At 43.1% G+C, this 23,151-nt stretch carries 23 protein-coding genes; 11 read left to right on the forward strand and 12 right to left on the reverse strand.

Annotated elements, in window-relative coordinates; all coding sequences use genetic code 11:
• Positions 1-187 precede the first annotated feature (187 nt).
• The 4 genes from QNM18_RS12805 to gpsA all read left to right on the forward strand — a co-directional run bounded on the left by QNM18_RS12805 (position 188) and on the right by gpsA (position 2,459).
• A complete protein-coding gene (locus QNM18_RS12805) occupies positions 188-619 on the forward strand; it encodes a rhodanese-like domain-containing protein (RefSeq protein WP_211011114.1) in 432 nt (143 codons plus the stop codon).
• A gap of 12 nt (positions 620-631) precedes the next feature.
• Entirely contained in the window at positions 632-889 is a 258-nt protein-coding gene (grxC, locus tag QNM18_RS12810; RefSeq protein ID WP_023399814.1) for a glutaredoxin 3, read from the forward strand.
• A gap of 76 nt (positions 890-965) precedes the next feature.
• Complete coding sequence (gene secB, locus QNM18_RS12815) at positions 966-1,448, forward strand: protein-export chaperone SecB (protein WP_211011113.1); 483 nt, start codon at positions 966-968, stop codon at positions 1,446-1,448.
• A 3-nt stretch (positions 1,449-1,451) separates the two neighbouring features.
• Positions 1,452-2,459, forward strand: a complete 1,008-nt coding sequence (gene gpsA / locus QNM18_RS12820) for an NAD(P)H-dependent glycerol-3-phosphate dehydrogenase (protein ID WP_211011112.1) — start codon at positions 1,452-1,454, stop codon at positions 2,457-2,459.
• 52 nt (positions 2,460-2,511) lie between these two features.
• Here gpsA and QNM18_RS12825 read toward each other — a convergent pair whose 3' ends face one another.
• Entirely contained in the window at positions 2,512-3,675 is a 1,164-nt protein-coding gene (locus QNM18_RS12825; protein ID WP_284137432.1) for a DcaP family trimeric outer membrane transporter, read from the reverse strand.
• Between the two features lie 368 nt (positions 3,676-4,043).
• Between QNM18_RS12825 and acs the strand changes: the two genes are divergently transcribed.
• Positions 4,044-5,984 carry an acetate--CoA ligase gene (gene acs, locus QNM18_RS12830; RefSeq protein ID WP_284137433.1) on the forward strand — a complete coding sequence of 647 codons (1,941 nt, stop codon included), beginning with the start codon at positions 4,044-4,046 and terminating at the stop codon, positions 5,982-5,984.
• Positions 5,985-6,076: 92 nt separating this feature from the next.
• The gene (locus QNM18_RS12835) at positions 6,077-6,730 is read left to right on the forward strand and encodes a response regulator transcription factor (RefSeq protein ID WP_023399819.1); all 654 of its coding nucleotides are present in this window, start codon (positions 6,077-6,079) and stop codon (positions 6,728-6,730) included.
• A 38-nt stretch (positions 6,731-6,768) separates the two neighbouring features.
• Here the strand turns inward: QNM18_RS12835 and purU are convergent, their stop codons facing one another.
• The 4 genes from purU to QNM18_RS12855 form a co-directional block, all read right to left on the reverse strand.
• On the reverse strand, positions 6,769-7,599 hold the full coding sequence (gene purU / locus QNM18_RS12840; RefSeq protein WP_284137434.1) for a formyltetrahydrofolate deformylase: 831 nt from the start codon (positions 7,597-7,599) through the stop codon (positions 6,769-6,771).
• Between the two features lie 145 nt (positions 7,600-7,744).
• The gene (locus tag QNM18_RS12845; RefSeq protein ID WP_284137435.1) at positions 7,745-8,338 is read right to left on the reverse strand and encodes a Crp/Fnr family transcriptional regulator; all 594 of its coding nucleotides are present in this window, start codon (positions 8,336-8,338) and stop codon (positions 7,745-7,747) included.
• Positions 8,339-8,375: 37 nt separating this feature from the next.
• On the reverse strand, positions 8,376-9,242 hold the full coding sequence (locus tag QNM18_RS12850) for a DMT family transporter (protein ID WP_284137436.1): 867 nt from the start codon (positions 9,240-9,242) through the stop codon (positions 8,376-8,378).
• 25 nt (positions 9,243-9,267) lie between these two features.
• A complete protein-coding gene (locus QNM18_RS12855; protein ID WP_284137437.1) occupies positions 9,268-10,086 on the reverse strand; it encodes an arylamine N-acetyltransferase family protein in 819 nt (272 codons plus the stop codon).
• Between the two features lie 199 nt (positions 10,087-10,285).
• Between QNM18_RS12855 and QNM18_RS12860 the strand changes: the two genes are divergently transcribed.
• Positions 10,286-10,927: an NAD(P)-dependent oxidoreductase gene (locus tag QNM18_RS12860; RefSeq protein ID WP_211011106.1), complete on the forward strand. Its 642-nt coding sequence runs from the start codon at positions 10,286-10,288 to the stop codon at positions 10,925-10,927.
• A gap of 10 nt (positions 10,928-10,937) precedes the next feature.
• Here the strand turns inward: QNM18_RS12860 and QNM18_RS12865 are convergent, their stop codons facing one another.
• Positions 10,938-11,717, reverse strand: a complete 780-nt coding sequence (locus QNM18_RS12865; protein WP_284137438.1) for a helix-turn-helix transcriptional regulator — start codon at positions 11,715-11,717, stop codon at positions 10,938-10,940.
• Positions 11,718-11,817: 100 nt separating this feature from the next.
• Here QNM18_RS12865 and QNM18_RS12870 point away from each other — a divergent pair, with 100 nt between their 5' ends.
• On the forward strand, positions 11,818-12,534 hold the full coding sequence (locus QNM18_RS12870; RefSeq protein WP_284137439.1) for a glutamine amidotransferase-related protein: 717 nt from the start codon (positions 11,818-11,820) through the stop codon (positions 12,532-12,534).
• An 89-nt stretch (positions 12,535-12,623) separates the two neighbouring features.
• A complete protein-coding gene (locus QNM18_RS12875) occupies positions 12,624-13,109 on the forward strand; it encodes a MarR family winged helix-turn-helix transcriptional regulator (RefSeq protein ID WP_023399827.1) in 486 nt (161 codons plus the stop codon).
• Between the two features lie 9 nt (positions 13,110-13,118).
• Here the strand turns inward: QNM18_RS12875 and QNM18_RS12880 are convergent, their stop codons facing one another.
• The 6 genes from QNM18_RS12880 to QNM18_RS12905 all read right to left on the reverse strand — a co-directional run bounded on the left by QNM18_RS12880 (position 13,119) and on the right by QNM18_RS12905 (position 19,252).
• A complete protein-coding gene (locus QNM18_RS12880; RefSeq protein WP_284137440.1) occupies positions 13,119-15,071 on the reverse strand; it encodes a BCCT family transporter in 1,953 nt (650 codons plus the stop codon).
• An 83-nt stretch (positions 15,072-15,154) separates the two neighbouring features.
• Positions 15,155-15,985 (reverse strand): GNAT family N-acetyltransferase, encoded by an 831-nt coding sequence (locus QNM18_RS12885; protein ID WP_284137441.1) that lies wholly within the window; start codon positions 15,983-15,985, stop codon positions 15,155-15,157.
• 596 nt (positions 15,986-16,581) lie between these two features.
• The gene (locus QNM18_RS12890) at positions 16,582-17,724 is read right to left on the reverse strand and encodes a fibrinogen-like YCDxxxxGGGW domain-containing protein (RefSeq protein WP_284137442.1); all 1,143 of its coding nucleotides are present in this window, start codon (positions 17,722-17,724) and stop codon (positions 16,582-16,584) included.
• Positions 17,725-18,070: 346 nt separating this feature from the next.
• Complete coding sequence (locus tag QNM18_RS12895; protein ID WP_211011099.1) at positions 18,071-18,226, reverse strand: hypothetical protein; 156 nt, start codon at positions 18,224-18,226, stop codon at positions 18,071-18,073.
• An 18-nt stretch (positions 18,227-18,244) separates the two neighbouring features.
• Positions 18,245-18,415: a hypothetical protein gene (locus QNM18_RS12900; RefSeq protein WP_211011097.1), complete on the reverse strand. Its 171-nt coding sequence runs from the start codon at positions 18,413-18,415 to the stop codon at positions 18,245-18,247.
• A 420-nt stretch (positions 18,416-18,835) separates the two neighbouring features.
• Positions 18,836-19,252, reverse strand: a complete 417-nt coding sequence (locus QNM18_RS12905; RefSeq protein WP_284137443.1) for a 4-oxalocrotonate tautomerase — start codon at positions 19,250-19,252, stop codon at positions 18,836-18,838.
• A gap of 155 nt (positions 19,253-19,407) precedes the next feature.
• On the opposite strand from QNM18_RS12905, the gene QNM18_RS12910 reads away from it, so the two are divergent.
• Positions 19,408-19,962, forward strand: coding sequence for a TetR/AcrR family transcriptional regulator (locus QNM18_RS12910; RefSeq protein ID WP_284137444.1), 555 nt, complete (start codon positions 19,408-19,410; stop codon positions 19,960-19,962).
• 323 nt (positions 19,963-20,285) lie between these two features.
• The gene (locus QNM18_RS12915) at positions 20,286-23,123 is read left to right on the forward strand and encodes a TonB-dependent receptor (RefSeq protein ID WP_211011092.1); all 2,838 of its coding nucleotides are present in this window, start codon (positions 20,286-20,288) and stop codon (positions 23,121-23,123) included.
• The last annotated feature ends 28 nt before the right edge of the window (positions 23,124-23,151 follow it).

The raw sequence follows: 23,151 nt of genomic DNA on the forward strand, positions 1-23,151 counted from the left end.
TCAAGATTGATTAATCTAATGGTAACACCTTTCATATAAAGGCTTCATCAGTGCGCGTGCTCGGTCTCTGATTTGGGCATTGAGCGTGTAGTGGTGTGCACTGATAACAATAGGTTTGTACCAAGACCCGTAAAAAAGTATACTCGCTGCACTGTAAGTTTTATCTGCTAACTAAGTGGCAAGGTCCATGGAACAATATATTACTTTTTTCACCAATCACCCTGTATTAAGCATTATCTGGGTCGTCCTAGCAATCATGTTAGTACACAGCTGGTATAAAAGCCGTTTTTCGTCAATCCGCCCGATTAACCCACAACAACTGACTCTGTTGATCAATCGTGAAGATGCACAAGTACTCGATATGCGTGGCAAAAAAGAGTTTACGGCGGGTCGTATTGCCGGTGCAGAGATGATGAATGTCGACAAAGCCAAACAAAATGACTTTGGTGGACTTGAAAAGTACAAAACAAAGCCCATTATACTTGTGTGTAATACAGGTATGACGGCCAATAACATTGCTGAAAGAATGCACCAACAGGGCTACGAAAAGCTTTATGTGCTTTCAGGTGGCATGAGTTCGTGGCAAAGTGCTGGACTACCAACGACAACTGGAAAGTAATTGGAGTAATAAATGAGTAACGATGTAATTATTTACACTAAAGATTATTGTCCTTTTTGTCATCGTGCGAAGGCGCTATTGGATAGTAAAGGCGTCACATATACAGAATATGATATTGCTGTACAGCCTGAACTTCGTGAAGAGATGATCGAAAAAGCAAATGGCGGATATACCGTGCCACAAATTTTTATCAACGGTCAGCACATCGGTGGCTGCGATGATATGATGGCGCTTGAGGCTCAAGGTAAACTAACTCAATTATTGGCTTAGTCGAGCGAAATTAAACATTTCTAGCATTGTATTGATAAGACAAATGCTGTTTATATAAAAATTTATAGGAATAATAATGACTGAACAAAATCAAAATGTTGCAGCGGAGCAGCAAGAAGGCCCACAATTTAACATCCAACGTATCTATACTAAAGATGTATCTTTCGAGACGCCAAACTCACCAACAATTTTCCAAAAAGAGTGGACGCCTGAAGTTAAACTAGATATGGATACACGTTCAGCTAAATTGGATGAAGGCGTATTTGAAGTTGTTTTAGCATTAACTGTGACTGCGACAATCGGCGAAGAGACAGCTTTCCTATGTGAAATTCAGCAAGCTGGTATTTTCTCTGTAGGTGAGTTGGAAGAGCTACAACTTGCTCATATGCTTGGCGCATTCTGCCCGAACCTTCTTTTCCCATATGCTCGTGAAGCAGTAGCAAGCCTAGTAAACCGTGGTACTTTCCCACAGCTTAACCTGGCACCTGTAAACTTTGACGCACTATTTGCACAGTACATGCAGCAACGTGCAGGTCAAGAGCAAACAGCTGACGCATAATTTATGAATACATCACAGTCTGCTGTGACCGTATTAGGGGCGGGGTCGTATGGCACCGCCCTTGCTATTTGTTTTGCTCGCAACGGTCACCGAGTTACTTTATGGGGGCGCAACCAAGCTGATATCGAACAGCTTGCAGATGAGCGTCAAAACCAACGTTATCTTCCTGATATTAAGTTTCCAGATTCACTGACGCTGGAAGTTGATCTTGCGCGTGCCGTTAAGGCAAGTCAGATTATATTGGTGGTGGTTCCCAGCCATGCATTTGCACAAACACTTAAGCAAATTCAGCCCCATTTACAAGATGGTGCGCAAGTGGCGTGGGCGACTAAAGGGCTTGAGCCTAATACTGGGCGCTTGCTAGAAGAGGTTGCAAAAGAAGTACTGGGTGAATCGATTGCATTAGCCGTATTATCTGGACCTACTTTTGCTAAAGAAATGGCCGCGGGGTTACCTACTGCAATTTCTGTGTCAGCGAGAGATGAAGCACTGCGCACTGAGCTAGCCAGTTTATTGCACTGTAGTCGTTCATTTCGAGTATACAGTAATGATGACTTTATCGGTATTCAACTCGGTGGTGCGGTGAAAAATGTGATCGCCATCGGAGCGGGTATGTCTGATGGTTTTGGCTTTGGTGCCAATACACGCACAATGTTGATCACAAGAGGTCTTGCTGAACTGTGTCGGCTAGGCTGTGCACTGGGCGCTAAAACGGAAACTTTTATGGGTATGGCAGGACTTGGCGACTTGATCTTAACATGCACGGATAACCAATCTAGAAACAGACGCTTTGGATTGGCGCTGGGGCAGGGGAAAAGTGTTGACGATGCGATGAGTAGTATTGGTCAAGTTGTTGAAGGTTATCGCAATACCAAAGAAGTTTTTTTGCTGGCCAAGCGCAGCGGCATTGAAATGCCAATCACAGAACAAATTTATCAAGTTCTGTATGAGAAAAAAGATGTTAAAGAGGCTGCGATGGCGCTTTTAGGCAGAGAGCAAAAGTCAGAGTAAGATGTAAAAAAACCACCATAAGGTGGTTTTTTTATTTGGCCTTCTGGGAGAATTAGAAGGCGTATTTCACTGAAAGCTGCAGTCTATCTAAATCACCTTCTGCACCGCTTTGTACTTCTCTATTAGCGACTTTATATTCAGCCCCAAAGGTGAGCTTTTTAACAGGAGAATACAGAATATTGGCACTATAGCTGGTGGTCATGTCCGTAGGGTCCCCGGTGATATTTAGCAGGTTCGTATCGTTATCGGCGCTGAAATACGAATAGAGGAAAGTTGAACGCCACTGCGAATTCCAATAGTGTTGATAGGCTATGAATCCGGATGTTGAGTCAATTGCGTGGAGATCTTTCCCGTCATACACTGCGCCATGTGCCACATTTAACCCAACGTAACGGCCCAAACCTTGTCCATGAGTGAGCATAAATTTGATATTGTTTTTGCCAAAATTTACGCGACCAGAAGCACTTATGCCATACGAGCTTTCTGTTTCATCAGCTGCACCAAGTTTATAAGTCAACTGTCTAGCAAGCGCGGCTACAGTAAAGTGACCCCAATCGGCTTTGTAATTATAACGCGCCGTAAAATCAGGCATTTGCGCATCATCGGTGATTTTTCTCTCACCACCTTCCGTTGTTACTGTACTCTCTGGGTTTTCTGCTGAGAACGACCAGTTACCAATGGTATACTTTGCCATCGCTTGACGCACGAATACTGTGCCTTCAGCTGGGCCAACAAAATCTAAGGTTTCTGGCAGTGCGCTAACATTTTGGAAATTGGACCAAGCCTGCCCAAATAGCCACCCCTTATAGGTGACAAAAGCCTGTCTAATTCGTGGCGAATATGAATTGCTCACGCGCTCATTTCCGCCTGTTGAAGCGATAAAATCTAATTCAATTTTCGTTTTTATGGTGCTGCCATCATCCAGTTTTGAGGCGGTGCCAAAATTAAACCGAGATTGGCGGGCGTGCATATCGAAGACGGCATCCTCTCCTGTGCTCGGTACTACTGGAGTAGTGCCTGGAACATAAAAATCTCGTCCAATATGTTGTGACCCTAGTGTGCCATCCGAAAAGTCACTCCAGATAGCGTCGAGTTTGATATATCCCCCGTAACTTACTTCAGTATTCCCGATGTTAGCAGCGAGAGCTTGGCTGGAAAGTAAGCTAGACACTGCAACCGCAGTTAGTTTTTTATTTATATTAATTTTAGTTGTCATAATGGAGTTCCTATAATACTGCCTCTTAGTTGCAATGCAGAGAATTATTTCGTCATTCACTGTTGATGATGGGTGGTCTTAACTCAATTACCCATTGGTCTATGAGACTAAGGTTGAATAACGGAGGTCGGCTCTAAAATTGCCTTTGGCAATAATTAATTACACTTATACTTATGTTGTTGTCATGTGCTCTCTGGTTTTAGCTTGAGAGAGCCAGTATGCTGATGCTCGTTAATGTATAGTTAAATAATTCTGATTTGGATAAACTTAAAGCAACAATTACAACTAAGGTCTAATACTTAATCGAGTGGTTGTAAGTGATCCTTGAGTGAAGCCGTAAAAGGCAAGTAATTAATATGGAGATGAGTATGTCACAGAGCATTTATCCGGTACCTGAAGCGATCAAGCAGGCTGCACTTGTAGATAATGAACAATATCAAGCACTGTATCAGCAGTCTATTGACGACCCTGCGGGGTTTTGGGCTGAACATGGTAAACGCCTCGACTGGTTCACACCTTTTAATAAAGTAAAAAATACCTCGTTTGATAAAGGCCATATCAGCATCAAGTGGTTTGAAGATGGCGTACTTAATGCCTCTTACAACTGTATCGATCGCCACCTTGAAAAAAATGCCAACAAAGTAGCCATGATATGGGAAGGTGATAACCCTGAGCAAAGCGAAAATATCACGTTTCAGACACTACATGATGAAGTAGCGAAGCTGGCAAATGGCTTGAAAAAGTTAGGTGTCGAGAAGGGCGACCGTGTTGCTATTTATATGCCTATGACGCCCCAAGCAATTTATGCTATGCAGGCATGTGCGCGTATTGGTGCAATTCACTCGGTAGTTTTTGGTGGATTCTCACCATCAGCGATTGCGGATCGTATCAAGGATTCTGGTGCTAAAGTAGTGATCACGTCAGATGAAGGTCGTCGTGGTGGCAACTCTGTACCGCTTAAGGCTAATGTTGACGAAGCGGTTGCACAAGATTCAGTAACGACCATTGAACATGTTGTCGTACACCAACTTACAGGTGGTGAAGTTGAATGGAATGCCCATGATGTGTGGTGGCATGAGTTAGTTGCTGATGTACCTGCGCAATGTGAACCAGAGCCAATGAATGCGGAAGATCCACTATTCATTTTATATACCTCTGGTTCGACAGGTCAACCAAAGGGGGTAGTACACACCACAGGTGGATATTTGGTATACGCTTCAATGACACATGAGTATGTATTCGACCTTAAAGAAGATGATGTCTTTTGGTGTACAGCTGATGTGGGTTGGATCACAGGACACAGCTACATGGCATACGGCCCATTGGTAAATGGCTGTACCCAAGTGATTTTTGAAGGGGTTCCTACTTACCCGAGTTCTGGCCGTATTGGTGAAGTGGTTGATAAGCACCAAGTAACTATCCTTTATACAGCCCCGACAGCAATTCGTGCTCTAATGGCAAAAGGCGATGAGCCAACAGCCAGTTCTAAGCGTACAAGTCTACGTATTATGGGATCTGTTGGTGAGCCAATTAACCCTGAAGCTTGGGCATGGTACTACGAGCAAATTGGTAATAGTGAGTGCCCAATTGTCGATACTTGGTGGCAGACTGAAACTGGTGGCATTATGATCACGCCTTTACCTGGGGCTACAGATATGAAACCAGGCTCGGCGACTCGTCCATTCTTTGGCATTGCGCCAGCATTGTTTGATGCAGAAGGCAATACGCTAGAGGGGGCAACAGAGGGCAATTTGGTTATTCTTGATAGTTGGCCATCACAAGCTCGCACAGTTTACGGTGATCATGAGCGTTTTGAACAAACTTACTTCTCTGCTTATCCCGGTGTGTATTTCACTGGTGATGGTTGCCGTCGTGATGAAGATGACTACTACTGGATTACTGGTCGTGTTGATGACGTACTAAATGTATCTGGCCACAGATTGGGCACGGCTGAAATCGAAAGTGCATTGGTTGCTCATGAAGCAGTTGCGGAAGCTGCGGTTGTTGGTTACCCGCATGATATCAAAGGCCAAGGGATCTATGTGTACGTTACACCAAACGAGGGGGTTGTGGTTACGGATGACTTGACGAAAGAAGTCAGAAGCTGGGTACGTAAAGAGCTGAGTCCAATTGCATCACCAGATATGATCCAGTGGTCCCCGGGCTTGCCTAAAACTCGCTCGGGTAAAATTATGCGTCGTATCTTGCGTAAAATCGCGGCTAACGAGTATCAGCAACTCGGTGATACATCGACGCTTGCAGACCCAAGTGTAGTCGATGAATTAATTGAAAATCGTTTAAACCGTTAATTGAGCGTTAAAAACTTGAAATTTAGCGAATTCTAAACGTACTATATCGGCTGTCTTAATACCAAAGACAGCCGATTTTTTAGGAGCTATGCATGAATCAGTTTTTAATTGCGGATGATCACCCCCTGTTTAGAGAAGCATTAAAGGGGGCTTTGCAAAATCAGTTTGAAGGCCTTGAAGTTATTGAATCAGAAAACTTTGAGCAAACATTAGAGCGGTTGTCGCAGTATGATGACTTAGACTTGCTACTGTTAGATTTGCACATGCCGGGCAATGGCGACTTATACGGCCTGATCCGGATCCGCGAAGACCATCCATCATTACCTATTGTTGTGGTGTCTGGCAGTGAAGATCTCAATGTTATTTCTAAAGTAATGGGTTATGGTGCGATGGGGTTTATTCCAAAAGCATCTTCATCTCAGGATATTGTCAGTGCGCTACAACAGGTGCTAGATGGTGAAAACTGGCTACCGGCGGATATCAAGGAAAAAATAAATGATCTTGACGGCGAGGACCGGGAGCTTGCGCAGCAAATTGCTTCGTTGACACCGCAGCAGTATAAAGTACTGCAGTACCTACACGAAGGCTTGTTGAATAAACAAATCGCTTATGAGTTAAATATCTCCGAGGCAACGGTCAAAGCACACATTACGGCAATATTTCGTAAACTGGGTGTTTATAACCGCACACAGGCAGTTTTAATCGCTTCAAAACTACAATTAGAACCAATCGAGGCGGCAAAGTAGCACACTGCTACTTTTGCACCTTGCTAAAAACTGAGCACTTATTTAAATACCACCGTTTTTGTTCCATTGATAAAGAGCTTGTGCTCTGAAGCTAATTGCAGAGCTTTGCAAAAAACGGTTTTTTCTATATCTTTCCCTATTTTGGCCATCGCCTCTGCGTTATTTGCATGCGTAACCTGAGTCACATCCTGTACTATGATAGGTCCTTCATCGAGTTCATTGTTGACGAAGTGTGCAGTTGCACCAATTATTTTGACACCTCGTTCAAACGCTTGATGGTATGGCTTTGCACCGATGAACGCTGGTAAAAATGAATGGTGTATATTAATGATCTTATCTTTAAAACGGGCAACAAACTCGGGGCTTAAAATCCGCATATATTTTGCGAGCCCGACTAAATCAGGCTGATAGTTGGCGATTAGGTCACCGACTTGCTGATCATGTTCTGTACGACTCAGCCCCTCATGAGATACGCAGTGGAATGGGACATTGAATGCCTCAGCGAGTGGTTTTAAGTCTGGGTAATTGGCAATGACAGCTTGTATTTCAATATTGAGCGCATTTTCATATTGTTTGAGCAATACACCACCTAGACAGTGTGCTTCTTTCGTCGCGAGTAAAACGACTTTTACTTTGGTCGGACTGTGTAGTTTGACTTGTGCATCATCAGGCAAATTCGATTGTAGCTGAGAAAGAAATAGGCTTGTTGGTGAGCCCGTTACCTCAGTGCGCATAAAAAAGCGTTTACCTTCACGGTCTACAAATTCATTGTTGCGAACAATATTTAAATTATGCTCATGACATAAACTGGTGATTTTTGCTATTAATCCAATTTCATCACTACATTGCGTTGTTAGTATATAACTCATGGTCCTCATTCCATTTACTAAGCGGTTGTTCAGATTACCGTAGTGAAAAAAAATTGTAATGCTTTAGATGAATTATTTATTCAAAAATGAGTAAATTTCAATCGCAAAAAAATTACACTATTCTCAGCCATGTTTATTTTACCTGTTACATTGCCAACTTCCGACGAATACGGCTAAGGGCAATTGGCGTAATACCTATGTGTGATGCCACCATTTTTAATGGAACGCGTTCACTGAGTTCTGGGTTTTTGTCAATAAAATTCAAATACCGCTGTTCGGCACTGTGGTGTACAAATGCGTACTCGCGTTCTTCTTTTTTGATAAATAAGTTTTCAAGTAGACGAGTATAGGCTTCTAAAAAGCCGGGGTGCGTTTTCATGGTATTGAAAAAATTGTGCCATTCAAACTCAAGACAAAGTACATCATCAAGAGCTTCAATGCTAAACAGAGCCGGTGTGTTTTGTGTCATGGCACGTGTAGAGCCTGCAATACAGGGGGCACAGGCGAAAGCTTGGGTAAACTCTTTGCCTTCTGCGGACACATTAAAGTAGCGCACATCGCCTTGCGTGATAAAAAATAAATTTGGTGCTGGGCTGCCTTGAACCATCAACAAAGCATTTTTAGGGTAGTGTTTGAGTTTTCCCTGTAAACCAAAATTTTGAAAATCTTCTGCGCAAAGCGGTTTCTCGTCTGCACTGAAAAAAGAGACGAAGTCAGCGAGCTTGGGTTGTATGTTCAAACGGCATTCCTTGATAATCCGACTTTATAGGAACATGTTATGGTGCCCGAGATATCAAGTAAAGTGCAAAAGATGCAACTAATAGCGCAGGTATACTGAGTAAGAACTGAAATATTCCGCCCTGAAAAAATAATACAAAGGCAGGCACCAAATAAGTCATGGCTAAAAAGGTATTTGGGCTGACTTGCTTCAAAAGGTGTTGCTGTAAAAAGAAAGTGCCAAGAGTTGTAAACAAGGTTAAATAGATAAGCCATGTCCAAAATGTATAGCTTTGCCACACCAAATTGGTCAGATCACCATAGAGCAACATCACCGGTACTAGTAACACGCTACCAAGTGTCACAATATAAAATGTGCTGATCAGTGCAGGCAGTGCAGTCGCCCACTTTTTTATCAGTAACACATGCATTGCAAGGCAAAAGCAAGCGATTAAAAATATGCTGTCTCCATATTGCCAAGCGCTTAAAATCATTAGGTCTTTTTGGCCGTTTACTAACATCCAGATAGCGCTCGCAGTGCCAATTAAAAAGCCGAATAATTGACTTATTCGGGTTTTAATACCAATAAAAACAAAGCTCAATATCACACTCATTGGCGGCAATAAGGTATAAATGACCGCAGTTTTTTCTGCCGAGGTGGTTTTCAATGATTCAAACAAGCCGACAAAAAATGCCACTAAAAAGCTACTTATCAGCGTATATTGTACGACTTGTTTTGCCGTTAAGCGGGCGATCCCTGAACGCCATATTAGTGGCGCGAGGCATAAGCTTGTCAGTATAAATCGCAGGCATGTGGCTGTAATGGGACTTGCATAGGGCAATAACTTACCTGACACGACAAAAGAAGAAGATAGCAAGCCGACCCATACCAACATTAGTATGGGCTGAGTAACTGAGTGATTCATGATTTTCTCGCTTAGGTAATTTTGGTTAGCTTGCCTGTGTAGGTTGCGAAAACTTGCTAAATAAATAAGCGCAGACTGCTTCATCCAAATTTAACGAAAACTGAACTTGGAGTAATTGGTGTAACTGCTCAGCACTCACTATTTTTGTGATCTCTGTTTGTGAGGGAGTAATATGGTGATATTCGCCATTTCTCAAAGAGTGGGTTTCATCAAGGGTCTTTCGGCTGACAACTAGGTTATTCACAAACGCAGCATTGGGGTGCTTATGTGAATAAAAGTGGCTCAGTTCGCAGTCAGCTTCGCTGTAATAGTTGAGATCAAATGTATATAGTGTGAAAAACTCGCCGTTCTTCAATACCTGAAAACAGTAATCTTGCGCCTGATTTTGAGTGATTCGATAAGTCATATAACCTTGAGGTTGCGGCACATCCAACATCAACTTGAGAGGGTATATTGCCCCTTGGGGGCCAAATCCAACATCGAATAAATACTGTTCACCTTGATAGGTAACTAATGTGGCTCTGTGCGTTCTCGGCACCTCAACATCTCTGTTGTAAACAACCTTAGCGAGCAGTAGCTTGACGTCAAAGCCGAGGTGTTTTAAGACATGGAAGGCCAGCTTGTTATGTTCAAAGCAGTATCCACCAAATTGCTTTTTGGTGATCTTAGTGAGTAGGTGTGCAATATCTAAAGGCAAAGGCTGCTTTAACACCGCAGATACGCTGTTGAAGGTGTGCTTGGCAACATGCCTGCTTTGCAGTTGTGCTAAAAAAGACTCGTCAAGTGGGTGGTTAGAAAGCCCTAAATCGGTTAAATATTCGTTCACAATTTGCAGGTCAGTCATCGCTTTAATTCCTTGTCATTTAGATAAGTACCCAGCTTAATCGCGATTGGGCATGCTGTAATGAACCTAGGTTTATTTTGAGGTTCTTTTTATTTTTTTACGAAATTCTGGTTGCACTAAACCTGGGTTAATTTCTTAACTCTTACGAGAGGTTAAATTGAAAGTGTTGTTAACGCAAAATAACTTAAAGGAGAAGCAGATGCGTATCACAGTATTCGGTGCAACAGGTAATGTGGGTCAAGCGGTTGTGGCTGAGGCTATCCATCGTGGTCATCAAGTAACTGCGGTAACACGGGATCAACGTAAAGTCGCAGCGCTACCTACGCAGGCATATGCGCAAGTAGGTGACGTTAACGATATCAGCGATGTGATCCGCCTCAGTGAAGGACAAGATTTAGTGATCAGTGCAACACGCCCGACAGTAGGACATGAGAAGCAGCTTATCAATATTGCTGAAGCCTTATTAACCGGGCTAAGAGAAACTCATACACGGCTATTATTAGTCGGTGGGGCGGCCTGTTTAACGGTTCCTAACTCTGATGGTAAGCTGGTACTTGATGATGAATCCTTAGTCCCCGCTGGTTGGAAAGACATAGCACAAGCCTGTTTTGAGCAATATCAGCTTTGTGTCGCCCACCACAATCAAAATTGGAGCTACGCTAGCCCATCTGCTTTGATAGGAGTTGGTGAGCGCACAGGGCAATATAGAGTGAGTGAAGGCGAGTTGTTGGTGGACAAAACAGGTAAATCACATATTTCTTGGCAAGACTTTGCGTGTGCATTAATCGATGAGGCAGAGACAGCTCAATTTGTGGGTAAAGCGTTTACAGCCGGGTACTAGTAATACGGATTTATAGGTTTGAGGCAAGGGTCAGCTTGCGGTATTGATTAGGTGTTTGTTTAAATAGTTTTTTGAATGCACATATATAGGCTGAGTCAGATGTATAGCCTAATGTCAGTGCGATGTCATGTACACTGCGCTCACTTTGCAGCAGGCGCAGTGACAAAACGAGGCGGATATGTTGACGCCAAGCGCTAAATGATTGCTGAAATTCCTTTGCAATTAACCTGCTTAATGTTCGCTCTGATGCGCCGACTTGTTGAGCCCACTGTGCGAGGGTATAAGGTGTATCTGGTGCATCGATTAGCGTCGTGAAGATTGCATTCAAACGTCTATCCTTTGGCGTAAGCAGCGGGATAGTATACGCTTGTGCTGTGGCTAGCTGGTCGCCCAGTACTTGCAAAAGATGATGTATTATCTGCGCTGTTGCATTTTCAATCTGGCCGACTATTTCCAAAATAAGGGCTTTTAAAAAAGGGGTTACTAAACAAGTTTGAGCATGTGCTGGAAACCCGACTTCTATACTAGGATTGATATACACAGCTAAGAATTGGGTATCACAGATAGCCTCAGAGGCGTGCCAGGTGTTGGCGGGCACAAAAAGCAACGCGTTATGGGGCAGCACTACCTGGTTGCCATCGCTTTGTGATTGTATTAACCCCGAGCGCGGAAATATCACCTGATGCCATGGATGTCGGTGCCATTTATCTATGAAGCCAGCAGGCATAGCGAGGTGCTTTGAGAGTGCTGCTTGGTTTGAGTTTTGTGCTATGAGCTGATTGGCATCCATACTTTTGGCGGTTTTTCGATGTTTTATGTCTTTTAGTTTAAATTAAGCCATGGCAAATTGTTATAGGATAATCGCATCAAGCAATGACAGGAGCAAAGCGATGCGGATCCACTTTATTGTACACGAATATTTTGAAGCGCCGGGCGCATTTGAAGATTGGAGTAATTCAATCGGCGCGAAGAACAGTTACTCTCGCCTCTACGAAGGACAAGCACTGCCACAGTGTATTGATGATATAGATATGTTGGTGGTTATGGGTGGGCCGCAAAGCCCTGCTACCAGCGCCTTGGATTGCCCTCATTTTGATGCACAAGCAGAGCAGGCGGTTATCGCCCGTGCAATCAAAGAAAACAAAATGGTCATCGGTGTTTGCTTAGGTGCGCAATTGATTGGTGAAGCGCTAGGCGCAAAATTTGAATCTAGTCCAGAGCGAGAGGTTGGTAAGTTTCCTATCATTTTGAATGATGAAGGTTGCTGTCATCCCTTGTTCAGTCATTTTTCGCCACGTATTGAGGTTGGGCATTGGCACAATGATATGCCAGGCTTAACTGCATCCGCAAAGGTGCTAGCAAGTAGCAGTGGGTGCCCGAGGCAAATAGTTGAGTATCAACCATTGGTATATGGATTTCAGTGTCACTTGGAGTTCACCACTGAAGTGGTCGGTATGTTGATAGAGAATGAGGATTTCAGTCGCGCAGGTATTGACCGTTATGTCGAGCTACCTGAGCGCATTATCGCTCATGACTACACGCATATGAACAAGATACTAGCATTGTTCTTAGACAAACTAGTGGCGCGCTATCTAAGCGTTTCGTGAGTCAGAGTTTGCAGTGCTTAATTATTGTGGTTCAGCGGGTTTAATCGGATTATACTGCTGCTGTTGGTATTTATCGGTAGCGTTACTAAATGGAAAAGTACGAAGAACTATTAGTCTCAATAAGAAAGGTTATCCGTGCCATTGACTTGCACTCCAAACAGCTCAATAAGTCATCGGGGTTAACGGGGCCTCAACTACTTATTATGCAAGAAATAGCGCGTGTTAAAGGTGTGACGGCAAGCCAAATTGCCAAGAATGTTAACCTCAGTGCCGCGACAGTGACGAATATACTTGACCGCTTAGAGAGTCGAAATATCGTGGAGCGAGTGCGTAGCTCTTTGGATAAACGTCGTGTGAGTTTATTTTTATCCCAGCAGGGAAAAAGTTTATTAATTGATGCACCGCAACCATTGCAAGAGCATTTTATTCAAAATTTTTGTGAACTAGAAGAGTGGGAACAATCTTTGTTGTTGTCTTCCATGCAGCGCATCGCAACTATGATGGATGCCAATGAGCTTGACGCTGCACCGGTGCTTGAAATCGCACCGATGAGCCAAACCGAATCGGGTAAATAAATAGAAGTGCTACTCTCGTAGCACATTCAAAAAGTGAAGGTGCTTTTGGTACTGTGCTAGCACATCATTGATAATTGCACTTTCTGACCAGCCCATAATGTCATAGTTTTGGCCGCCTTCACTTAAATACACTTCAGCCCGATAGTATGAGTCGCTTTCAGTGATATCATTTTGGGTAAAGTCCGGTTGCAGTGCTTCACTTTTGTATACGCCATAGACAAAGTCATGTTCATCACCATGATGCACAGTCAGGATCACCGCGGCATTGTTCACCTTAACCTCGGCATCCACTTGGTTATTATCAAATTCATCACGGACTTTTTTCAGAGCAGGTTTTACGTCTTTTAAAATAAATTTGTCGACCTTGCCTTTAGCTGGTGTGGCGATGAGCAGGGCTAAACTTTCTTGCCACGTTTGTTCATCGTTTACTTGGTTGTCAAAAGTCATGGGCATAGTATGTGTACTGCGCTTGGCGTCATCAATACGCAGTGCGCGGATCAGTCCGTAACAAGCAACCAGTAATACCAGTGAAAAGGGGAGAGCGCTGACAATCGTCAACGTTTGTAGTGCATCTAGGCCACCTGCAAGGCTCAACGCAGCTGCAACAACACCAACGCCGATAGACCAGAACAAGCGTTGCCACAGCGGCGTATTGTTATTACCGTTTGAACACAGCATATCAATGACCATAGCCCCCGAATCACATGACGTAACAAAAAATACTACAATCATAATGATAGATAGACCGATCAAAAACTCCGACATTGGGAAGTTTTCTAAAAATACAAACAGCGCCACAGCGGAGTTGTTACTCACCATGTCAGAGATACTCGTTTTACTCTGCTCATAAATCATTGCCAGTGCCGAATTGCCAAAAATAGTCATCCACAACAAGGTAAACGCAGTTGGAATACAGGTTACACCAATGACAAACTCTCGAATGGTTCTGCCTTTGGAGATGCGTGCAATAAACAACCCGACAAAAGGTGCCCATGCTAGCCACCAACCCCAATAGAATATTGTCCAGCCGCCTATCCAATCTTTCTTTTCATAGGCATAAAGGTTAAAAGTGGTAGACACGATGTCGGATAAATACTCTCCTACGTTTTGTACGTAAGCTTGGAGTAAAAATACACTCGGGCCGATAAAGAAAATAAGTGCCAGCAATACCACGGCCAATATCATATTGGTTTGCGATAAAATTTTAATTCCTTTATCTAACCCAGTTGCAACAGACACGGATGCCAGTGCAGTGATGGTGATCATAATGATGACTTGATTCTGTACCGAGACATCAAATGAGAACAGGTAGGCGAGTCCCGCATTGACTTGTGCCGCGCCTAGACCCAGTGAAGTAGCAACCCCAAACACGGTACCAACCACCGCAAAAATATCCACAGTGTGACCAATTCCGCCATAGATCCTGTCTCCAATGATAGGGTACAGCGCTGAACGCAATGTCAGTGGTAATTTGTGACGATAGCTAAAGTAGGCCAAAATCATCGCCACGATGGCATAGATAGCCCAAGCGTGAAAACCCCAATGGAAAAAGGTTATTTTCATGGCTTCTTTGATGGCTTCGAGCGAACCACTATCTTGCGTTGGTGGTGAAACAAAGTGCATTACCGGTTCGGCGACACCAAAAAACATCAGACCTATCCCCATACCGGCGGCAAATAACATAGCTAACCAAGTTGAGAAACTGTAGTCGGGGTCTGAGTGATCCGGCCCGAGTTTAATCTCACCAAATCGAGACATACTTAAATACGCAACCAAGCCTAAAATGATGGCGACAGTCAACACGTAAAACCAACTGCCATTTTGGGTAATAGCTGACTGAGTAATGGAAAACAATGAGGAAGCCGCTGATGGGCTTAAAACGGCAAAAATCACCAGCGCTAGTACAACTGCTGAGGAGGTGTAAAAAACGGGGAGATTGAGTAAGGAGTTGTCTTTTTTCATAGTGAAACTCTATTAATTAGACTACAAATTATTTTGCTAGGTTAAAGGTGAAAATAACTATGTAAGCATTGGACTAAATGCGTTCAATTGGCCGCATTTAGATGTTTTGACCAAATATTCACAGATTGAAACTGGTCTTTGATAACAAGTTGATTTGCTAAGCGCCCACCAAAATTAAATTCGTGGCGAGCCATCACTTTATTCATGGCGTAATCTCCTGAAAGGCAGTGACAGTGTATTTTTGTGGTGTTTGTGTGGCGCAGTTGCATAAGCGCAAAGTCCACGAGTGTTGTGGCCATTCTTTGATTTTTTACAAAGTTTGCTACAACCAGTTCTTGAATGAAGGCACTGTGTGTCGATTTATCGAGCTTGATGTGAACGACTGCCACAATATTGTTTAAATACTCAATCACAAAGTAGATGTGTTTAGCACTGATGTTTGCCATCACAGCGGCTTCATCATGTTGTTTATTCGAATATGCAGCTCTATTGTTGGCGAATAACTTTGCGATGTTTCTAGCATCCGCGCTATTAGCTTGGCGTGCCAAAGAGATGTTTTGCTCTTCGTTGCTCCGCCTGTCAGTGCTGGCAATCACTTGATCCAATACGTCGTCATATACTTCCCCTTGAGGTTCAATTTGACGCTGGGTTTCTAAGAATTTCGCGACGTATATCGCGTCTTCTTTATTGTAATACTTGGGGATTGTCGCTTCTATTTGATAACCATTAGACAATAAAGGCAAAGAGTTGGACTCTTGTATTTTCAGTAGAATCTTAGTTGCGCCGTGCTCACTGGCTGTGTGATCTATGTGGCTGAGTGTTTTATCACAAATATGCTGGGCGAGTACCTCTAATGCCAACACTTTGTGTTGATTGTCATTTGGCAATAGTGGCGTTGCTTTGCAAGTATTCATATGACCCTCATTGCCTGTTTAGTAGGTAGAAACTCTTTTAATTAGAGTTCTAATAATTTGTATTGTAACTTTTTAGTGTTCACAATTAAAGGCGTATTAAATTGCATTGCGAGTGACAGGCTTGCAGTACCCTATCTTTCTGTATTTTTAATTATTCAAAGTAATATTTAATTTCGTTTAATCTCTCGTAAGTTAATTTGTTTATCTTTATAAAACGTGTTTTTTATTTTTAGCTGTAATTAATATGGGGCCAGTAAAATACGTACCAGACAGAGGGAGTAGGCTTGTAACCCGTGGCGAACTAGTGTGTTTAACTGTGGAAAAATCATTCTGATGTTCGGGCTACTTTTGTTCTCCTTGGATTGCTCAAAGGAAATACAAGTCAGTTATTTTTTTAGTTGTAGTTGTAGTTGTAGTTGTAGTTGTAGTTGTAGTTGTAGTTGTAGTTGTAGTTGTAGTTGTAGTTGTAGTTGTAGTTGTAGTTGTAGTTGTAGTTGTAGTTGTAGTTGTAGTTGTGGCTTTATAGAGACTAAACAGTGGTATAAGTAGGTCAGCCTTGAATTCAGGCTGACCATGAAGCAAAGCGAGAGCCCGTTTTATTTTATATAAAAGGCGCCTTGTACAGTCGGCGCGCTGGTAGAGCCTGCATCAATAGCATGTAGTGCTGGAAAACGCTCGCTTTCAAATGTGATCCCGTTGCCGCACTGGGTTACTTGATCACTTTTGCCAACATAAGTGAGGTTTGTGGTCCACGTTGTTAAACGTGTTGGGTATTGAACTAGGCCATCAATTGAATAATTGTGCCAATTTGATTGTGCGATATCTCGACAGGCAAATTTGTCGCCAACTTTTACTGTGGCAAATGGGTCTCCGCCATCCACTCTTTTGATCACTGTATCGTCAAAGGTGCTTTTTGCTCTAAACAGGGCGTCGCTTCTTCCATCTACGAGCGCAATAATGGCATTGTGATTTAACTTGGCACTTTGGGTTAGCCCTGCATGTGACATACCTTCAAGGTTACAGGCGTTAAAGTCTGGATAGCTACACTGACCGCCAATACCTGAATACTTTGAGATCAGGGTCCAACCGCCGCCTTCTGTGGCCATATCGCAGTACACATCAAAGTGTGCTTCACCATCACTGCCATCTGGATCTATGGTATAGGTGCCACTTTTGCTTGAAGGTTTATTTTGTTTTATCTCTAAACACGATTTTGGATACTGGCCGTTTTCTTCTCTGGTACTTACAAACTCTAATGCAATCCAGCTCTCACCTGGATTTGAGAGTGCTTCATTGAGGTTGTCTGACGAGGCCGTGTGGATAAGCTCAATGTAATCGCCAGCATTTAACTCAAGCAAAAAATTGCCTTGGTTAGTGGCGTTTTCAGCGTAGTTTTCAATTCGTGCGTACTCGTAAGACGTCGCGGAGATATCTGTACCATTGGTCAGTATGTAAGTTTTAACTTGGCGCCTTGCAGATGCGCCGACACCCGATGTACGCCAACTTAGCGAATAATTGACTCGATAAATCCCGGCGTCTTCGACATAGAACTTACTTCCTTGCTGAGTGATTTTGACGGAGTCAATATCTGTATGGTTGAACACATAAGGTGTCGCAGATGGTGTGTTGATATTGGTATTGCCTTGATTATCAATGAACTGTGCAATATTGGTAGTAGCGTAACTGCTATAGGAAACGATAGCGCAGGCGAGTGCCGCAACAAGCGGTTTTACATTCATAGTGTGTCCTTTGAGATTTCTGGGATTATGTAATTTTTATGAAGGATATAAAAATACTTCGTAATACAGTATCAGTAGATGGTTGGATATTCGAGATAGCAACGGATTTTATGAAAAAGATAATAATATTATATGGTTAATCTTTCGCTTGAGGGCCATGATAACGCGATTGTAAGCAATATTTGTCATGTAGTGCTTTCATGATTCAGGCCACAGTCTGTATGTGTCAGTACCGAAATAAGCAGTAATAGCTATTAGTCAAATGTGGGGTTTTGACATGCTTAATACGAGACAATAATTGTCGAAAGGTCGATAACCTATTACAGGCTGGTTATCGACCACTTTTCTAGCGCGTGCGGCATACACTTATCGCCGTACAAAAGTGGGTATAGCCCGTATCTCTTGGCTTACCACCTGCTACTTCTGGGGTAATTTCGGCAGGTACAAACTGGGCATCATTAGTTAGGCGCTTTAGATCTTTTTTGATTAATTGAATTTTCATTTTCATTTCCTTGTTTAATTAATGGCAGTAAAAAGTCACCCAAGTATGGGTGTTGCATTGACCTTTAGTATCGCAAAAATGGCTTGCTGGCGGCAGAGCACCACCGATCTGTGGTGTCACCTTGTCAGAAATAACCACATTGTTTTTTGTAAGGTCTTTGAGTTTGTTTTTCTTAATTGTGAGTTTCATTGTAGAACTTTCCTTATTTTATGTTTCACTGTGAAAAATTGAACCAAGTATGGTTCTGTTATGTGTCCTGTATAAAATTTGTACCTGATGATTTCGAATTAGTCAAATGTCAACTTTAAGGCAAGGTGCTAAGGCAATATGTCAAGGTGGTTTATTGCCAATTTAGGTATGACATTCAAGTTTTATCTTGGGCTCTGACTCAAAGCTAAATATCTCAAAACTATTATCAGAGCCCCGTTTTTAAGTTCATGGATACAACTTATCTGCACAACGCCAAATAGCGCAGTGGCAGCCTTATGAACATAGGCTAACAGTGGTGGACTTCTTTAAGTCTAGCGAGTAATCGCAAGCTTATAACATGGCTGTTAAAGCGCTAATCTATCTATTTACATCAAACAGGTAGACTCAGCGTTAGGCCAATCAGCCTAGGGCTATTGCTTGTCCTATTTGCTCGTTGGTCATCGCGGTACCATTGAAGTTCCATGATCCATCCACTGCGTGTACAACATTAATGTAGATGTTTTCTTTGGGCTGCTTATACCCAGAAAGTTGATGAATGACCTCGGTTACTTCTTTGCCAAAGCCGATTTGAACTGCCCGTTCGGTGAATGCAAATGAGGGCACTTTCCACTCGACCCATACGCCTAAAAACTCTTCTGCACCTGAAAACGTTGAGTTTTTAGGTAATGTTTGCACGATGGCTGTGATATTGGGCTTCATCACTTTGTTATCCGTGAGTTCATGCCATTTCAGCATTGAATCTGTAATTTTGGCGACAGCCAGCTTTAGTGTTCCTTCAGGCAAAGCGCCTTCTGTGAGTGTCAGTGTAAGTGGCATATATTTTCTCCAATTGATTAGGGTTAGTTTTAAATATAGTGATCACTATATAAAACCTTAATATAGCGATCGCTATATTGTCAAACAGTTTTATAGTGACCGTTATATTTCAATTGATATAATGATAATTACGCTAAGTAGAGGGTGATTACGTGATGAGTAAAAAAGAGCAAACGCACCAGCGCATTTTGGAATCAATGCATAAAACTTTTCGCCAATATGGCTACGATGGTGCCGGAGTCAACGGGCTTGCAAGCGGTGCAGGTGTGACATCTGGTGCTTTTTATGCGCACTTTGGTTCTAAGCCCAAGGCATTTCGCGAGGTGGTGATTGGTGGGGTTCGTCAAACAGAGCAGGCAATTCAACACTTTCAAGATATACATACACAGCAGTGGCTTGATGAATTTGTTGCATTTTATTTAGGGGAAAAAAGATGCAGTGAGCTTAGCGACAGCTGCGCACTACAAAGCCTGACCCCTGAAGTGGTGCGTTCGGGTGAAGAGACACGGGAAGTGTTTCAAAATGAATTAACAAAAGTTGTGGAGACCTTTAATCAAGGCAAAGATGTGCTGGATGGCGATAATGACACGAATGCTTGGGCAACACTTGCTATGTTGATAGGTGGTGTGACTTTGGCTAGAGCCGTTAAAGACCCCGCGCTTGCAGATGAAATTGCCAATGCAGTTCAGCAAGCTGTTAAAAAAGTATAATTAGACTCGCAGCTTGTTAGTTGAGTGCGTCGATCACGCACTCAAAATATTAGTTTCAATGAGTGAACGGCTTTTTACAGAGTCGCCGTAGGTCGCCGTTTAATTCCGTATCGACAATAGGTAGCATGTCAATTCAGCGCAGACTCCGATGATACTTTTAACCCTCTCCCGCAAATAAACATGGCTAAATTAGCTTGAGTAACCTATCCCGATTAATCACAGTTTAAAAATTGCGACATATTAATGTCACACATGCCCCATACACTGTCCCTAAAAATCTGGTCTAGACCAATAAATATTAAACTCACTTTCTCGGGGTAAACATGAACAAACTAACATCTATTGCAGCGGGTGTATTGGCGATGAGCAGTTTTTCTGCGCTAGCTGATGGTTCGATAACAGGTTTAGTGACTGATGCGTCAGGCATTTTATCAGGAGCAAAAATTTCAGTTGTCGGCACAAAATCGAAAACGTCGACAGATCATCAAGGGCAATTTAACTTATCGCGTTTGCCTGCTGGTAAGTACACATTGCGTGTTGAATATTTAGGTTATCCGTCGTCTGACTTTGATATTACAGTCGTTGATGGCGAAATTTTGGATTTAGGTAGTTTAAGTTTAAATATCAATGAAGCCACCATGGAGGAAGTGGTGGCAGTTGGTCACATGCGTCGTGGTGCCATGATGGCAACTAACATGCAAAAAGAGTCGGACAACATTAAAAATGTGATGTCTGCTGATGGCATCGGAAAATTACCAGACCGTAATGCCGCCGAAGCTGTACAGCGTATGCCTGGTGTGTCGATTGAGCGCGACCAAGGCGAGGGGCGTTTTGTTGCGATACGCGGTTTACCTTCACAGTGGAATTCGACCTCAATGAACGGCGACCGTCTACCTACCGCAGAAGAAGAAACCACAAGTCGTGCCGTGGCTTTTGATTTTTTCCCTACTGATATGATTGAGTTGGTTGAGGTCTCAAAAGCGATCACGCCCGATATGGAAGGGGACGCGATTGGCGGTAACATCAACTTCGTTACGCGCCGTGCACCAGATGAGCGCATGTTATCGGTGAACGTGGGGGTTGGTGGTGCTGAAAAAGCAGAAGGGGGCAGTTATTCATTTAACATGCTATATGGCGACCGCTCTGAGGACGATAAATTTGGCTTTTTGATCAACGCCACGGCGTGGGAGCGTGATTGGGCAACCGACAATTATGAACCTCGCAGAGCAATCGATGATGACGGCATTGCAGGTGTGCATCGTTTAGAGCTGCGCGACTACACTGGAACACGTAAAACCTACGGCTTAAATATGTCTGGTGAGTACCTACTGGACAATGGCTTAGTGTATGCGTCGGCCATGTATGGCACCTTGTCAGATGAAGAAACTCACTATAAACATCGTGTTCGCTACAACAAAAACCGCGTAGAGCTTCAGCATATTTACGATGAATTGATCACCGAAATGAAAGGGTTTGAGCTTGGTGGTGAATACGATATTGATTTCAACACCCGAGTAGAGTGGAAGTTAAGCACCTATGACAATCAGTTTGAATACGGTGATATTCCCAATGGTGAAGACAATGCTTACTACGTCGTAAAGTTTAAGCAAGGTGTTGAATTTGATAACCAAGTTGGTGTGCGAAATGGCCAAGATGTAGGTAGCAATTTAGTATACAACACCATTGATGGCGGTACTGATCCTGCCCGTGGTATTGGCATGCACTTGCCGAGTGACTGGGTGATGGACCCTGACAAAGCGGTGTTAGCAGATGTCGAGCTGTACGGTATTGATATTCAAGAAAGGGATAAAATCGTTGCTCAACTAGATCTTATTCATACATATTCAGATCAACTTGAGCTGAAAACGGGTTTTAAATATCGTGACAAAGAACGCAACGCCAATTTTTACGACAAGTTTTATGGCTGGAATGAAGAGCAGTTTGGCCCCACTCCGACACTCTCTCAAGTGGCCAAAGACTTAGGTGTGAGTTTGGTTGACCAGCCAGGTCGCGGTGAATTTCTGGATAACTTTTCCCATGATTATCAAAAGCACTTTTCACAAGTGATCCCGGTAAACGATTTAAAGCGCTGGTGGGGTGATAATAAACACAAGTTGAACTTCTTAGATGGTGACTCTGAAGTCGTGGCAAATGGTGGCGGCTTGAGTCGAAACTTTGACTTAGAAGAAAGCCATTTATCCCTATATGGTATGTCGACTTATAAGCCATCTGAATACTGGACTGTTGTAGGTGGGGTGCGCGCGACACAAACTAAAACCGATGTATATGGTTATGTCGCGGTCGAAAATGATCAAGGCACTAGCGTGGAACCTGAACAAGGTGGCAAAGATTATTGGTCTGTGTTGCCATCGGTTCACGTTACCTACCATCAAGATGATATGACCAATGTGCGATTCGCATTAACGCGTACCTTTGCTCGTCCTGACTTTGGTCAATTATCACCCGGTGCAACTTACTTGGAAATGGAAAACCAGTTACGCGCAGGTAACCCTGAGTTAGACCCAACCTATTCAAATAATGTCGACTTGATGTACGAGCACTACTTTGATGATGCCGGGGTTATTGCTGTTGGTTACTTCTACAAACAGATCATTGACCCGGTATTTTCGCAGAGTTATCAAGGCAGTTACCGCGGTAACTCGGTAACTGTAAAAAGCCCGTTAAATGGTGATGATGCTTGGCTACATGGCGTTGAGTTTACCGCCAACTCAAGCTTGGCATTTATCAATGAGTCACTCGATGACTTTGGCATGAGCTTTAACTTTACTTTGATGGACTCTGAGATGGAGATCCCAAACCGTAGCGATAAAGTGAAAATATCTCGTCAGGCCGATGAGTTATACAACGTTGCTTTGTATTACGATGATGGCAACTTTGCCGCTCGTATCGCAGTAAACCACAAAGGTGAGTACATTGAAGATCACGGTAGTAATACCATGTTAGATACTTACTATGGTGACTATACCAGTGTGGATGCCACCGCTTCTTACTACATCAATGACAATGCCATGATCTACATTGAGCTCAATAATCTCACCGATGAGCCACTGCAATACTTCACTGGCTCAGAACGTCGTCCAAACCAAATTGAATACTACGGGATCCGTGGTCAAGTTGGCTTCAAATACGACTTCTTTTAATCGCGCTGTCAACTGGGAAGGCTAACCT

Origin of the sequence: Pseudoalteromonas obscura, from assembly GCF_030135505.1 — a bacterium.
GTDB lineage: Bacteria > Pseudomonadota > Gammaproteobacteria > Enterobacterales > Alteromonadaceae > Pseudoalteromonas > Pseudoalteromonas obscura.